The 14,153-nt window shown below is 63.5% G+C and carries 10 protein-coding genes and 1 tRNA gene; 2 read left to right on the forward strand and 9 right to left on the reverse strand.

Going from position 1 to position 14,153, the window contains the following annotated elements; translation table 11 throughout:
* Window positions 1-69 precede the first annotated feature (69 nt).
* The 5 genes from BMW66_RS16580 to BMW66_RS16600 form a co-directional block, all read right to left on the reverse strand.
* Window positions 70-615: a GNAT family N-acetyltransferase gene (locus BMW66_RS16580; RefSeq protein WP_093120098.1), complete on the reverse strand. Its 546-nt coding sequence runs from the start codon at window positions 613-615 to the stop codon at window positions 70-72.
* 168 nt (window positions 616-783) lie between these two features.
* On the reverse strand, window positions 784-1,053 hold the full coding sequence (gene rpmA / locus BMW66_RS16585; protein WP_093120100.1) for a 50S ribosomal protein L27: 270 nt from the start codon (window positions 1,051-1,053) through the stop codon (window positions 784-786).
* Between the two features lie 25 nt (window positions 1,054-1,078).
* Window positions 1,079-1,708, reverse strand: coding sequence for a 50S ribosomal protein L21 (locus BMW66_RS16590; protein WP_093120101.1), 630 nt, complete (start codon window positions 1,706-1,708; stop codon window positions 1,079-1,081).
* A 196-nt stretch (window positions 1,709-1,904) separates the two neighbouring features.
* A complete protein-coding gene (locus BMW66_RS16595; protein ID WP_139196205.1) occupies window positions 1,905-2,729 on the reverse strand; it encodes a hypothetical protein in 825 nt (274 codons plus the stop codon).
* Complete coding sequence (locus tag BMW66_RS16600; protein ID WP_093120103.1) at window positions 2,726-3,565, reverse strand: DUF2059 domain-containing protein; 840 nt, start codon at window positions 3,563-3,565, stop codon at window positions 2,726-2,728. Before BMW66_RS16600 ends, BMW66_RS16595 begins: the two co-directional genes overlap by 4 nt.
* 124 nt (window positions 3,566-3,689) lie before the next feature.
* On the opposite strand from BMW66_RS16600, the gene BMW66_RS16605 reads away from it, so the two are divergent.
* Window positions 3,690-3,779: transfer RNA gene (locus BMW66_RS16605), tRNA-Ser, on the forward strand.
* Window positions 3,780-3,991: 212 nt separating this feature from the next.
* Here the strand turns inward: BMW66_RS16605 and BMW66_RS16610 are convergent.
* A complete protein-coding gene (locus BMW66_RS16610; RefSeq protein WP_093120105.1) occupies window positions 3,992-6,247 on the reverse strand; it encodes a hybrid sensor histidine kinase/response regulator in 2,256 nt (751 codons plus the stop codon).
* A 149-nt stretch (window positions 6,248-6,396) separates the two neighbouring features.
* Window positions 6,397-7,560: an RsmB/NOP family class I SAM-dependent RNA methyltransferase gene (locus tag BMW66_RS16615; protein ID WP_093120107.1), complete on the reverse strand. Its 1,164-nt coding sequence runs from the start codon at window positions 7,558-7,560 to the stop codon at window positions 6,397-6,399.
* A gap of 224 nt (window positions 7,561-7,784) precedes the next feature.
* Here BMW66_RS16615 and BMW66_RS16620 point away from each other — a divergent pair, with 224 nt between their 5' ends.
* On the forward strand, window positions 7,785-9,407 hold the full coding sequence (locus BMW66_RS16620) for an AMP-binding protein (RefSeq protein WP_093120108.1): 1,623 nt from the start codon (window positions 7,785-7,787) through the stop codon (window positions 9,405-9,407).
* Between the two features lie 209 nt (window positions 9,408-9,616).
* Here the strand turns inward: BMW66_RS16620 and BMW66_RS16625 are convergent, their stop codons facing one another.
* Both BMW66_RS16625 and BMW66_RS16630 read right to left on the reverse strand, forming a co-directional pair.
* Entirely contained in the window at window positions 9,617-9,871 is a 255-nt protein-coding gene (locus BMW66_RS16625; RefSeq protein WP_093120109.1) for a penta-EF hand family protein, read from the reverse strand.
* Window positions 9,872-10,284: 413 nt separating this feature from the next.
* Entirely contained in the window at window positions 10,285-13,956 is a 3,672-nt protein-coding gene (locus tag BMW66_RS16630) for a vitamin B12-dependent ribonucleotide reductase (protein WP_093120111.1), read from the reverse strand.
* Window positions 13,957-14,153 lie beyond the last annotated feature (197 nt).

Below are 14,153 nucleotides of genomic sequence, written 5' to 3' on the forward strand. Positions count from 1 at the left end.
GCGTCATCCTTGCAAGGCCGTGCGCCCCCGTCTGATAACGCAGGGGCGGTGGCGACCACAATCATCTTGTCATTTCATTTTGCGGCTGTAGGTCCAGGTCGGCACCGTGGCTTGTCTCGCAACCGAATAGCTCTCGGCATCGCCCAGGTACTGGAAACCGCAATGTGTCAGCACCCGTGCCGACGCCGGGTTGTCCTGAAACACAGAGGCGAACATGGTGCCGTGTTCGCAGGGGTTCGCGTCGATCAGGGCCTGAACGGCGGCAGAGGCAAGCCCGGTATTCCAGAATGCCGGTGCAACCCAAAATCCGACTTCACATTGCTTTTCAACTTCACTCAGACGCTTGAGACCGATGACCCCCATCAGTTCCTCTCCGCCATCCTTCGTGCCATCGATGGCCCACACATCTTCGGTCCGTTCGGCAGAGAGCGCGCGCTCTATATAGGCTTCGGTCATGCCCGGCGGCAGGGGGTGGGGGATGGATGTCGTCATGCGCGCCACCGCCAGGTCGCCGGCATGAAGCTCGATCAACCCCTTGTCGGAACGCCGCAAAGGGCGCAGCATGAAGCGGTCGGTGTCCACCACCGGCTGAGTCACGATCGCGTCGTGTTTCATGCGTCATTTCCTCCCATCAGATCACGGCTGCACTCGGGACCTGTCGGACCGGCAGCCTTCAAGATTGATGCACCGCAGAGTCGCACGGCGCGTGGATGACCCCGAAACAGAAAAGGGACCGGCGGTTTCGCCGATCCCTCTTTGTCTCAAGAGCCTGTTAAGGTCGGCTTACTCTGCGGCCTCCGCAGCTGGCTGCACCGAGATAAAGGTGCGCCCCTTGAGGCCCTTGTGGAACTTCACGGCGCCCTGGGACGTGGCAAAGATGGTGTGATCCTTGCCCATGCCCACGCCCTGACCCGGCCACCACTTGGTGCCGCGCTGGCGCGCGATGATGTTGCCGGGAATGACCGCTTCGCCACCGAACTTCTTGACGCCAAGGCGGCGACCGGCGGAGTCGCGGCCGTTACGGGATGAACCGCCAGCTTTCTTGTGTGCCATATCGCTTCTCTCCTATCCTCGGGCCTTACTTGGCCAGATCTTTGGCCTGTTCAACCCATTCGGGTTTGATTTTCACGGTGTCGATCGCTGCGATCGCGTCTTCGCTCATGGCCGCAAGCTGGGCGAAGCTGGTGATCCCGGCGTCCTGAAGCTTGGCGGCAGCGGCGGGGCCGACACCAGTCAGTGCGGTCAGATCGTCCTTGGCACCCTGATCGGTCGCCGGTGCGGCGCTTTTCGCGGCCGGTTTCTTCGCGGCCGGTTTCGATTTGGCAGCGACCGGCGTTGCCGAAGCCGGTGCGGTCCCCGCACCCAAGGCAGCCTTCACACCCGACTTGTCGCCGCCTTCGGCCAGAATATCGGTGACCCGCACGAGCGTCAGTTTCTGACGGTGGCCGACCGTGCGCTTGGAACTGTGCTTGCGGCGGCGCTTGACGAACTTGATGACCTTGTCGCCCTTGATCTGATCGATCACCTCGGCCTGCACGGCAGCGCCGGCAACGAAGGGGGCGCCGACGACGGTCTTGTCACCGCCCAGCATCAGAACGTCGTTGAATTGTACCTTGTCACCGGCATCGGCTGCGAGCTTTTCCACCTGAAGCATATCGCCAGAATGGACCTTGTATTGCTTGCCGCCGGTTTTCAGAACCGCGAACATCTCTGTCTTCCTTTGCGTATCCCGCGTCCTGTGGCCCCGTTTCCGGTGTTACCGGCTCTTGCCGCCTCGGACTGCGCGCCCTTGATGGGCTGATGTGTCAACAAAACACGGCGCAAGGGGACTCCTTACGCCGGGATGCCCGCTTATCGTGCGATCATCGGACCAAGTCAACCCCCCATGGCGCGACCTCGCACGCTCAGAGTCGTTCTCCCTCGATCGCATGCGCCATGGCAAGCCCGAGGGCATAGTTGATCTGTGAATACATCCGGTCGAACCCGTCAAAAAGCGCATGGTTCAGGGCCTGACCAGCGGGCGTGATGGAGAACGCGATGTATCGCTGCAATTCTGCGTCACTGAGGGCCTCGTACGCCAAAAGCCCGTATCCGTCGAGCCACTCTTCGGTTTGCGCGCGCAACTCCGGCTCCTGCCGCCAAACGGTGGAGAGAATGTCCTCTTCGGTCATCTCGGACCCGCCCCCGACGGAAAGCCCCCGGAAGAAGCTGTATCGGGAATTGAGGGCGCCCTCGACATTCAAGTCAATGAGATCGTTGACCCGTCCGAGCTTCTGCACAAGCGCAAGGCGCGGATCGTCTGGGGACAACAGGTCCGGGGCGGCCATCGCGGATTTTTCCAGCGCGGGATTGAGGATCTCCCAGCGGGCTTCGATCTCATAGGCGATGATCTGCTGTCCCAGGTCCGACTCGAAGAATTTCAGAACAGCCGGAACATGGACCGGCGCAAGTCGCGCCACGATCCCCTCGCGAACGGAGTCCGTCATGCGGTCTTCATTCAGGATGCGCCCGACATCAGAGGTCCATCCGTCAGTGTTGCCGCCGAGCAGATCCCCGGCGATCTCGTCCGCCTGCGCAAGCAACTCCACCCGCATGACCGCGACGAATCCGGGAATGTCCAGTGCCGTCATCACGGCGTCGATGCCCCGGCCCGGTTCGGCCCTGGCTGCCGCGACAGGCAGACACAGCAACGCCAGCAATACGCAGACAGGACCCCGCAGGCGGATCACAGATCCTGTCCCGGATGAAGCTCTCCCATGCGGTGCGCCAAGACCTCGAAACGATTGGTCATGATCTCATAGTGGACCGCATTCATCAGCTCATAAACCGTCTGCATGTCCGGATGCTCAAGCGCCTCGGTATAGGTCAGTATCTCGTCATCCGAAAAGTCGCGGTAGGTATAGGCGGCGCTTCTGAGGGCGGAGGCCGCCATCTGCTCGCGCAGCGCCTCTTCGTTTTCGGCCATCATTGCGCGCAACCCCTCCTCGTCCAGACGCAACTGCACCACCCCCGACGCGGCGGCGGCCATCAGGAACCGGATCTGCACCTCCTGAAGCGCGCGAACTGCGATGCCTTCGGGATCAATGGCATGATTCATCCGTTCATAATACGCCAGCCGGGCAGGATTTTCCTCGCGCAGCCGGTCGACGATTTCCTGACCTTCGATCCGGATCGTCCGATCATCGGCCCTGTGGGCCCGGTTTTCGGCTTGCACCAATCGGCGGCCCAGGGCGCCCCCATAGAACTGCGATGCGTGTTCGAGAAGATCGTCCTCCAGCGTGGCGTCGAGAATGTCGAGCGCCCTGTCCAGCATGACCTCACGGTCGAACACCTCTTCCGAGAGCCGGGTCCAGTCGGCCCCGAAGGCATTGTCGGGCAGGCCAAGCATTTCAGGCGCCTCGCCAGCCGCATCGGCGATCGACCCAAGCGCCACATCGAAGCCTGTCACCTCAAGAAACCCTTCAAGTCGGTCGCGACCGTCCGCGCGCGCCTCCAACGTCGACGTACAGATCGTCAGAACGATACAGGCGAATACAGCGATAAAGCGATAGATCGGCAACGACATGGCAGACTCCTTCGGACCTTTGGGACCACTTGACTCAGAGGGTAAAGCAAACGGATCCGCAGACAATGAAAACCCCCTTGCACGCCTTGGAAAAGACCATTACACGACGCCTCCAGACCCCCGCGGAGAGGTGCCGGAGTGGTCGAACGGGGCGGTCTCGAAAACCGTTGACCCTTCACGGGGTCCCAGGGTTCGAATCCCTGTCTCTCCGCCACGATCACCCTGTTGTAGTACTGTTTTCCCATGGCCGGGACAGGTTCCCGAACCGTTCGTTTCCGACAGGAAACGTCATATTATGACGCCCTCCTGCGTTTTCGTATGCACCCCGTTTGCAGGCCGTCGCGGGGCGCCGATCGGACTTCCGGGCACCTCGCGCTGAGGATTGGAAACCCGGCTGCTGTCCCGTCATTGTCCTCTGGGTGGATACTACGACAGTTGCGCCTGCACTGTCTCGGTCAGATCGGCAAGGGAAAAGGGTTTGGGCAGGAAGACGGAATTTGGAATGCGTGCCTGATTCTCCGCTAAGCTGTCCTCGGCATACCCTGAGACAAACACCACCCCCACGTCTGGGCGCGTTTCGCGTGCCCGGCGAACCCAACTGGGCCCGTCCATGCCGGGCATCACCACATCGGTCACGAAAAGATCGACGTTCAGGGAGTCATCGTCCAGGGCCTCAAGCGCGGCCTCTGCCGAGCCGACTTCGATCACCGTATACCCGCTGAGCCGAAGCGCCCGGGCGGCAAAGGTGCGCACGGGGGCTTCATCCTCGACCAGAAGGATCACCCCCTCACCCTGATGCTTCGCCCGTGTCTTCCGGGGCTCGCGGGCAATCGTGCCGGGCAACTCGTAGACGTCATGCATCGGGAAAAGCAGGGTGAAATTGCTGCCTGCCCCGAGCACGCTGTCAACGAAAATATAGCCGCCCGTCTGCTTGACGATGCCATATGCGGTCGACAGGCCAAGCCCCGTGCCCTCGCCCGTGCGCTTGGTGGTATAGAACGGCTCGAACACCTTCTGGATCTTGTCCGGCGCGATGCCACGACCGACGTCCGAGACCTTGACGGAAACGTAGCGGCCCGGAGGCACGACAGCCCGGTCACGGGTCAGCGGCTCATGGAGCGCAAGGCATTCGGTTCTGATCGTGATCTCGCCCCCGTCGGGCATGGCGTCGCGCGCATTGACCACGAGGTTCATCAACACCTGTTCAAGCTGACGCTTGTCCGCACGGATCGAATCGAGCACCGGGTCATGATACAGCGAGAGCGTCACCTTTTCGCCCACGAGCCGGTTGAGAAGATGGGTCAGGTCCGCAAGCGTGTCACGCAGATCGATCACCTCCGGGCGCAGGGTCTGCTTGCGCGAAAAGGCCAGTAACTGTCCAACAAGCGACGCCGCGCGATTGGCGTTCTGGTTGATCTGCACAAGATCCGCGTAATCCGGATCGCCCTGATCGTGGCGCAGCAGCAGAAGGTCGCAATGGCCTGAAATCGCGGTCAGAAGGTTGTTGAAATCATGCGCCACCCCGCCGGCAAGCTGCCCGATCGCCTGCATTTTCTGGCTCTGGACGAACTGTGCTTCCAGTGTCTTGAGTTCGGTCGCGTCGTTCAATACCGCGATTAGAGTGACATCCGAGCCTTCCACCACGCGGGTCAGCGTGACCTGGATGAAAACCTCACGATCCGTTCTTCTCAGGCGCAGGAATTCCGAATGATGCAGGCCGTGCCCGACCGCCGCCTCCGCCAGCCAGTCGGAAATCGCGCGTCCCAATCCTTCCATGAGATCGCTCATTTCCGTGTCGCGCGTAATCTCCCGATCCACGAGTTCACGGGCCATGCGATTGGCCAGAAGCACCCGCCCGTCCGGCGCCACCTTCAGCAGGGGAACCGGAAGCTCGTCGAACACAACCACCCCGCCGCGCACCGCCGGAACATCCGCCGGAAGCAGGTATATCTCGCGGCGGCCCGCGCTTGCCTCGAATTCGGCCACAAGACATTGCCGCGGCCCATCGCGCGTGAGCACGTCATTGGCCTCTCCGATGCGGATCCGACCGCTGGCAAAAACCTCCGGCAAGCTCTTGGGGCGTGCCCCGAGAAAATCGCGCGCTGCGGCGTTGATGAAGAGGACCGTCCCGTCCCGTCCGGTTGTCAGCATCGGAAGGCGCGGCACCCCTCCAGGCTGGGTTGCGCGGTCCTCCGGTTCATCGAGTTCCCACAGAACGGCGTTTCCAGCCACTCGCGTTGCGTGCAGATCGAGAATGCCGCGCCGCGTCTCGATCTGCTCACGCCCGGTGCCAGTGGCGAGCGCGGATGCCTGCAACCGCTCGATCACCAGACCCGGGGCGGCAATTCGTGTGTGCAAAAGGGCCAGAAGCCCCCCGTCCCCTTCCGGCATCAGCGCGCGCGCCGGGCCGTTGGCATGACACATGGCGCCATCAGTATCGCAGAGCAATCGGGGGGCCGCGCTGTTGTCGATCGCGTCTATCAGCGCGGAAAACCCGTAGCGTCGTTTCATCCGGATCGCCCGGCTCAGCGCCCACAAAAGCACGATCAGCGCACATGCGACGCCGCCGCCCATCGTCAGCAGCGCCTTCAGACGGCTATCGCCACTGAGATAGGCCAGCACGAAGAACCCGACCGCCACGATAGCGATAGCCCCGACCCTGCGATAAAGCCGGTCGGACATCCGGGCCAGGGGCCCCGACGTGAGTCCGGTATCGGTCAAGACCTGCCCTTACGCGTGATTCCAAACTGTCCCATATATGGCAGGCTAACGGTTAAGCAGATATTAAGAGATCCCAAAATCAGCTCCTGCAACGATCGGTGTGCCCGCAATTACCGCGTCATGTGAGCGGTAAAGAACCCATCGCCGCCATCCTCAAGCCGCCATTGCCGCGAAAACGTCTGATGCCAGCGCGGCCGCGCATCTGTAAAAGCGGTGATCCGCGCGTCGTTCTCCTCGCGGAGCAGCGAACAGGTGGCATAGACCAGCACACCGCCCGGCGCGACCAGTTCCGCGGCCTCCGACAGGATCGCGTCCTGCACGCGCGTCAGCTCCGAAAGCCGGTCCGGCGTCAGGCGCCACTTGCCTTCGGGGTCACGCCGCCAGCTTCCGGAACCCGAGCAGGGCACGTCACAGAACACCAGATCAAATGGGGCCTCGCCCCGGCACTCCTCCGCGCGCAGGATTCGCGCCTCGACCCCGGCGCGCGCCGCCCGGTCAGGAAGATCCCGGAGCCGTGCGGGGACCGCATCATACGCATGAAACCGCGCGTCACAGCGCCCGGCCATCGCTAGAAGTTTTCCACCTCCCCCGGCACAGTAATCCAGCACCTTCATCCCGCGGCAGAGCGGCAGCGCCTCCACCGCCGCTTGGCTTGCGCCGTCCTGCAATTCTACCAGACCGCCGCGATAGGCCGCGCCCTGCGCCACGCGCCGGGCCCCGTCGGTCACGACAAGGGCAGTCTCGGCAATCTCGTGCGGCTGCGCGCATACCCCGTCAGCGGACAACGCGGCAATGGCCGTTTCGCGATCCGCCTTGCGCAGGTTCACCCGAAGCATCACCGGCGCGCGATGGCGCAGTGCCCCGGCCTCGGCCTCCAGCGCTTCGCCCAGCGATGCGCGCATCTCCGGCAGGAGCCAGTCGGGCAGATCGAGACGCTCCCCCTCCGCCGCCGGCGGGCGCCCGGCCATGCGTTCGGCCTCCGTCAGCGGCGCGGGGGCGTAACCTGCCCCCGAAAACAGGTCGTCGAGCGGCAGCCCGTCATCGCGGCACAGTCCGATCAGAAGGGCGCGCCCGTTCTCTCCCCCGCCGAGCGCGGCAAGCGACCGCCTGCGCCGCAGCACGTCATAGACATGGTCGCGCACCGCCGCGCGATCCTTCGATCCGGCGAAGCGGCTTGCGCGCGCCCAGCCGGTCAACGCCTTTTCCGCCGCCGTCCCGGCAAGGATCTCGTCCAGTATGCCGATTGCCGCCTGAATCCGCGCGCCGGGTGTCATCGGCCCCCCTCCGGGAAATGATGTGCGGTCATCTTTCAGATCTTTCCTGCTGATCCATCGGCTGGTCGGCACCGATTGCGGGGGCCATCATCCCTTCATCATTTGCCCGGCGGCGGAGGTCAAGACATTGCGGCAGCGGCATTCCCCCGCGAACTGAACAAGCGTGCAATAATTCCGATTGCGTGGCGTGCCCCATGCGATAGTCTGCGCGCCGGGAGGACATCATGACAGACACGATCGGGGCATTTTTCGATACTGCGGTGCGCGCCCATGGCGCGCGGGCCTTCATTGCCGTGCCGGCGGACGAGGAGCGGCCCTATCACCCGGCGGGGCTGGAGTGGAGCTATGCCGAGGCGGCGGCGCAGGTGGGCACGCTCCGCGCGGCGCTTGAAGGCGCGGGATACGGGCATGGGGACCGCATCGCGGTGCTACTGGGCAACCGGCCGGAGATGGTGTTGTTCAAGCTGGCGTGCAACATCCTCGGGATATCCTGGGTGCCGGTGAACCCCGACTACCGCCCGGCCGAAACCGCCTATCTGCTTGAAGACAGCGGTGCGGGGCTGACCGTCGCGGCGCCGGAGTTCATCGAGCAGATGCGCGCCGGGATTGCCGAGAGCGGGCGCGATGTGCCCCTGTGCGAACTGGACACGGCGACGGCCTTCGCGCCGACGCCCAAAGGTGCCGCGCGCACCGTTAACGGCTTGGTCACTCCCGAGACGGAAGCCAGCCTGATCTACACATCCGGCACGACGGGACGGCCCAAGGGCTGCATCCTCAGCCATGCGTATGAAATCAGCCTTGGCGAATGGTACGCCAGCCGCGGGGGGCTGATCCGGCTCGAACCCGGCCATACGCGGATATACTGCCCGCTTCCCTTGTTTCACGTTAACGCGGGGATCTTTCTGACCTTCGCGGTGATGGCGACGGGCAGTTGCCAGATCGTGCCGGAACGGTTCCGCGCCTCCGCCTGGTGGCGCGAGATCGTGGAGAGCCGCGCCACGGCGGCGCATTACCTCGGCATCATCATTCCGGCGCTGATGAAACGCGACCCGGACGAATGGGAGCGCAGGCACACGCTCGAATGGGCGCTTGGCGCGGGGGTGGAGCCGACGCTGCACCGCCCCTTCGAGGACCGGTTCGGCCTCCCGCTGATCGAGGTCTGGGGCATGACGGAGATGTGCCGCATCCTGACCGACAACGAGGAGCCGCGCCGCATCGACACCCGTGCCATGGGCCGCCCGCAACCGGGGCTGGAGGTCAGGGTGGTGGATGACAACGACCACGAGGTGCCGCGCGGAACGCCCGGTGAAATGGTGCTGCGCCATTCCGCGCAAACTCCGAGAAAGGGGGCGTTTTCCGGCTATCTCAACCTGCCCGAGGCGACCGAGGAGGCCTGGCGCGGCGGCTGGTTTCACACCGGCGACACGGTGGAGATGGACGAGACGGACATGATCACCTTCGTGGACCGCAAGAAGAACATCATCCGCCGCAGCGGCGAGAATATCGCCGCCGCCGAGATCGAGGCCTGCCTTCTCGATCACCCGTCGGTGCGATCGGTGGCGGTGCTCGCGGTGCCCGATCCGCTGCGCGACGAAGAGGTGATGGCCTGCGTGGTCTGCGACCGGGCGGGCGACGCGGCGCTGGCCGAAGCGCTTTTCGCATGGTGTTTCGAGCGGCTGGCCTACTACAAGGCGCCCGGCTGGGTGCAGTTCCGCGATATGATCCCGGTGACCGGCACGCAGAAGATCCAGAAACACGCGCTGTTCGCGCCGGGAAGCGACCCGACCACCCTGCCCCGCACCCATGATTTCCGCGCCTTGAAGCGTCGCGAGACAAAAGCCGGTTAATGCGCTGAACTGAAGGGAAAATCTCCTTTCTGCATCACGTCGGTAAAACGTCGGTATTACGTCGGTATCGACCACCGACATCGCGCCAGATCGCGCGATGTGAACGCAGCGCGCGTTGCGCGATGGTGCGCCGGGCCACGCTGGAGCATACGCAGCCCGGCAGATCCCCCGCCCTCCTGGGGGCGAAGGCGGGGAATCGAGTCACGTCGTCAGTCGGTCATAGGGGCTTCCATCAGACCGGCGGCCTTTGCGGCTTCGACTTCGGCGTCATCGAGTGCACCGTCGCCATTGGTGTCCAGATTCTCGAAGTCTTCCTCGGTCATCTCCGGATAGGCGGCTTGAACCTCTTCGAAGCTGACGGTGCCGTCGCCATCGGTATCCATCTCACTCACGCTCTGAGCAACGGCAAGCGCCGGGATCATCAGAGCACCGAGAGTGACGATGGTGGAAGTCATTTTTGTCATGGTGCGTCTCCTCATTTGGCTGAAGAAGGCCTCTTGCCTTCACGGGAAATGAAACGCGTGGCTCAGGGGTGGGAAAGAGGGCCGCCACACACGAGGACATTCCGGGCCAAAACCTGCCCATCTGCGGGGAGCGACTCGGCAAAGGGTTGCCGGGCAAAATCATGCCGCCGAAGTTGCGCGGAGTTTGTCCGCTGCAACCGGAGGTTTTCAGCAAAGAATGGCCGGAGAAGCCCGCCATCCCTGCTTCGGTGGTCAATGGCTCACGCGGCCCGGGACCGATTCGAGGAGATGAAAAAAAGGGGGGCCCGGAGACCCCCCTTCAGTTTCGCCGTTCAGGCTCACTCATTTCTTACCGCCCGGTTTCTGCCTGCGGCCTGAACGCCGTCAGGGGCGAGCGCACCCGCCCCGGAACCTTAGCTGCAGCCGCTCGTCGCGCCGCAGGTGTTGCACTTCATGCAGGTGCCGTTGCGCACCATCGTATAGTTGCCGCATTCCCCGCAAGCTTCGCCTTCATAGCCCTGCATACGGGCCTTGGTCCGCTCATCAATGCGCATCGAGGTTGTCGTGGTCGTCGTCGCACTCATCGCGGCGGTCGCGGCGGTCGTGGTGGTTTCGGGCACCAGCGTCTGAAGCGCCGCCTGCGGATCGGCCCCGCCTCTGAAGGACATCGCTTGCGCCTGACCGCCGTTGAACACCACCAGTTCCTGCGGCAGGCGCTTGCGCAGATAGCCGCTCGAACTGATCTGCTTGAGCACTTCGAGCGAGCGGGTGGCGGCGGCGTCGCTCATCTCGGTGATGTTGCTGACGCCCTCTTCCTCGCCCCGGCCCAGATCGTCAAAGCTGGCCCCTTCGGGTTTCACATGCGCCAGATCGGTCCGGTCGAGGTAGCTGACCGCCAGCTCGCGGAAGATGTAATCGAGGATCGACGTGGCGTTCTTGATGCTGTCGTTGCCCTGCACCATGCCCGCAGGCTCGAACTTGGTGAAGGTGAAGGCGTCCACGAACTCTTCCAGCGGCACGCCGTATTGCAGGCCGACGGAGATCGCGATGGCGAAGTTGTTCATCATCGCACGGAATCCCGCGCCTTCCTTGTGCATGTCGATGAAGATCTCGCCCAGAGAGCCGTCACCATATTCGCCGGTCCGCAGATATACCTTGTGCCCGCCGACAATCGCCTTCTGGGTGTAGCCCTTGCGCCGTTCGGGCAGCTTGTCGCGCCCGGCGCGCGCCACTTCCTTCACGATCACCTTCTCGACGATCTTCTCGGCCAGCACCTGCGCCTTGTCGGGGATCGAGCCGGTTTCAAGCGCCTCGGCGGCCTCGTCGTCATCCTCCACCAGCGCGGAGGCGAGCGGCTGCGACAGCTTGGAGCCGTCACGATAGAGCGCGTTGGCCTTCACGCCGAGCGACCAGCTCAGTTCATAGGCGCTCTGGCAATCCTCGATCGTGGCGTCGTTGGGCATGTTGATCGTCTTGGAGATCGCCCCCGAGATGAAGCTTTGCGCCGCGGCCATCATGTAGATGTGGCTATCCACGCTCAGATACCGCGTGCCGGTCTTGCCGCAGGGGTTGGCGCAATCGAAGATGTGGTAATGCTCTTCGCGCAGATGCGGCGCCCCCTCCAGCGTCATGGTCCCGCAGACATGGTTGTTCGCGGCCTCCACGTCGGCCTTTGAAAAGCCCAGATGCGCCAACAGGTCGAAGGTCGGATCGCAGAGTTTCTCCTCGTCGATGCCAAGGATGTTGGTGCAGAACTCCGCGCCAAGCGTCCATTGGTTGAACACGAAGCGGATGTCGAACGCCGAGGCGAGCGAGGATTCGACCTTCTCGATCTCGTTCGGCCCGAAGCCGCGCGCATGAAGCGAGGCGTGGTTGATCGCCGGCGCGTTCGCAATGGTGCCATGCCCTTCGGCATGGGCCACGATCTCTTCGATCTGCGCCGAGCCGTAGCCCAGCTTTTCCAGCGCCGCGGGCACCGACTGGTTGATGATCTTGAAGTATCCCCCGCCGGCGAGCTTCTTGAACTTCACCAGTGCAAAATCGGGTTCGATCCCGGTTGTGTCGCAATCCATCACCAGCCCGATGGTGCCGGTGGGCGCGATCACGCTGACCTGCGCGTTGCGATAGCCGTGCGTCTCGCCAAGGCTGAGCGCCTCGTCCCAGCTCGACATCGCCAGATCGACCAGCCGCCGGTCCGGGCAGTTGGCATGATCGAGCGGCACCGGCGGCACCGCCAGCCCCTCGTAGCCCTCGGCCGCCCCCGTGGCGGCGGTGCGGTGGTTGCGGATCACCCGCAGCATGTGCGCGCTGTTGCGCTCATACCCCGGAAAGGCGCCAAGCTCGCCCGCCATCTCGGCGCTGGTGGCATAGGCCACGCCGGTCATGATCGCGGTCAGCGCGCCGGTGATGGCCCGGCCCTCGTCGCTGTCATAGCCGTGGCCCATGTTCATCAGCAGCCCGCCGATATTGGCATAGCCAAGTCCCAGCGTGCGGAACTCATAGGAAAGCTGCGCGATCTCCTTCGACGGGAACTGCGCCATCAGTACCGAAATCTCCAGCGTGATGGTCCAGAGCCGGGTGGCGTGCATGTACTCCTCGGCCTGAAACTCCCCGTCGCGCAGGAATGTCAGAAGGTTCATCGAGGCGAGGTTGCAGGCCGTGTCGTCGAGGAACATGTATTCCGAGCACGGGTTGGACGCGCGGATCGCCCCGTCCTCGGGGCAGGTATGCCACGCGTTGATCGTATCGTGGAACTGAATCCCCGGATCGGCGCAGGCCCATGCGGCGTGCCCCACATCCTCCCAAAGCGCGCGCGCCTTGATGGTTTTGGCCACGGACCCGTCGGTGCGCCGGATCAGCTCCCAGTCGGCATCGTCCCTGACCGCCTGAAGGAAGGCGTCCGTCACCCGGATCGAGTTGTTGGAGTTCTGGCCCGACACGCTGGCATAGGCCTCGGAATCCCAATCGGTGTCATAGGTCGGGAACTCGATGCTGCCGTATCCCTGCCGGGCGTAGTCGAGCACCCGCTTGATGTAGGTCTCGGGGATCGAATCGCGCTTGGCGTTGCGGATCGCCGTCTTCAGCCCGTCGTTCACCTTCGGATCATAGGCATCCGCTTCGGCCCCGTCCCAGGCCCGGATCGCGGCGAAGATCTCGTTGAGTTTTCTCTCGTGCATCTTGGAGCCGGCGACGATGCTCGCCACCTTCTGCTCTTCGCGCACCTTCCAGTTGATGAATTCCTCGATGTCGGGATGATCGGCATCGCAGATCACCATCTTCGCGGCGCGGCGGGTTGTCCCGCCGGACTTGATCGCGCCCGCCGCGCGGTCCCCAATCTTCAGAAAGCCCATGAGACCGGAGGACTTCCCGCCCCCCGACAGCGATTCGCCTTCCGCGCGCAGCGACGAGAAGTTGGTGCCGGTGCCTGAGCCGTATTTGAACAGGCGCGCCTCGCGCACCCAGAGATCCATGATCCCGCCATCGCCCACAAGATCGTCCCCGACCGATTGAATGAAGCAGGCATGCGGCTGCGGATGCTCATAGGCCGAGGTCGAGCGCGTCAGCTCGCCGCTTTCGTGATCGACGTAATAGTGCCCCTGGCTCGGACCGTCGATGCCATAGGCCCAGTGCAGCCCGGTGTTGAACCACTGCGGAGAGTTCGGCGCCGCGCGCTGCGTCGCCAGCATGTGCCGCATCTCGTCGTAATAGGCCTGCGCGTCCTCTTCGGTGGTGAAATAGCCACCCTTCCAGCCCCAGTAGGCCCAGGCCCCCGCAAGCCGGTCGAACACCTGCTTGGCGCTGGTCTCTCCGGTCCGCTCGGACCCGACGGGAACAGAGCGCCAGAGAAACTCGGGAACACCCTTTTCCTTTACCCTCTTGCTTTTAACCGGAACGCCGGCCTTGCGGAAATACTTCTGCGCGATGACATCGCTGGCGACCTGGCTCCAGCTTGCCGGCACCTCGATCTCGTCAAGGCGGAACACGATGGTGCCATCGGGATTGCGGATCTCCGACGCCGTGGTGGCGAACTCCAGATCCGCATATGCATCCTGGCCTGCCTTGGTGAACTTTCTTTCAATCTTCATGATCTGCCTCTTTGTCCCGTTTTGTCCCGTGCGTCCCGGTCTCTGCCCCAAGCCGTCGTTGCGGTTCGGATGCGCCTTGCGCAGGTACGCAAATTCCCTTGTCCGGCAAACACAGCTTGCCGACATCTGTCCGGGCCTGTCGCCCGGTGATACTCTGCTAACGAACCCCGTTCCCTTGATAGGGCTACTATATATTG

The sequence above is a fragment of the Salinihabitans flavidus genome (assembly GCF_900110425.1).
In the GTDB taxonomy this organism is placed as follows: domain Bacteria; phylum Pseudomonadota; class Alphaproteobacteria; order Rhodobacterales; family Rhodobacteraceae; genus Salinihabitans; species Salinihabitans flavidus.

Excerpts from the sequence above, each read along its gene's own strand:
- BMW66_RS16580 (WP_093120098.1), bottom strand. The coding sequence starts at position 615 with ATGAAACACGACGCGATCGTGACTCAGCCGGTGGTGGACACCGACCGC.
- rpmA (WP_093120100.1), bottom strand. The coding sequence starts at position 1,053 with ATGGCACACAAGAAAGCTGGCGGTTCATCCCGTAACGGCCGCGACTCC.
- BMW66_RS16590 (WP_093120101.1), bottom strand. The coding sequence starts at position 1,708 with ATGTTCGCGGTTCTGAAAACCGGCGGCAAGCAATACAAGGTCCATTCT.
- BMW66_RS16600 (WP_093120103.1), bottom strand. The coding sequence starts at position 3,565 with ATGTCGTTGCCGATCTATCGCTTTATCGCTGTATTCGCCTGTATCGTT.
- BMW66_RS16610 (WP_093120105.1), bottom strand. The coding sequence starts at position 6,247 with ATGTCCGACCGGCTTTATCGCAGGGTCGGGGCTATCGCTATCGTGGCG.
- BMW66_RS16615 (WP_093120107.1), bottom strand. The coding sequence starts at position 7,560 with ATGACACCCGGCGCGCGGATTCAGGCGGCAATCGGCATACTGGACGAG.
- BMW66_RS16620 (WP_093120108.1), top strand. The coding sequence starts at position 7,785 with ATGACAGACACGATCGGGGCATTTTTCGATACTGCGGTGCGCGCCCAT.
- BMW66_RS16625 (WP_093120109.1), bottom strand. The coding sequence starts at position 9,871 with ATGACAAAAATGACTTCCACCATCGTCACTCTCGGTGCTCTGATGATC.
- BMW66_RS16630 (WP_093120111.1), bottom strand. The coding sequence starts at position 13,956 with ATGAAGATTGAAAGAAAGTTCACCAAGGCAGGCCAGGATGCATATGCG.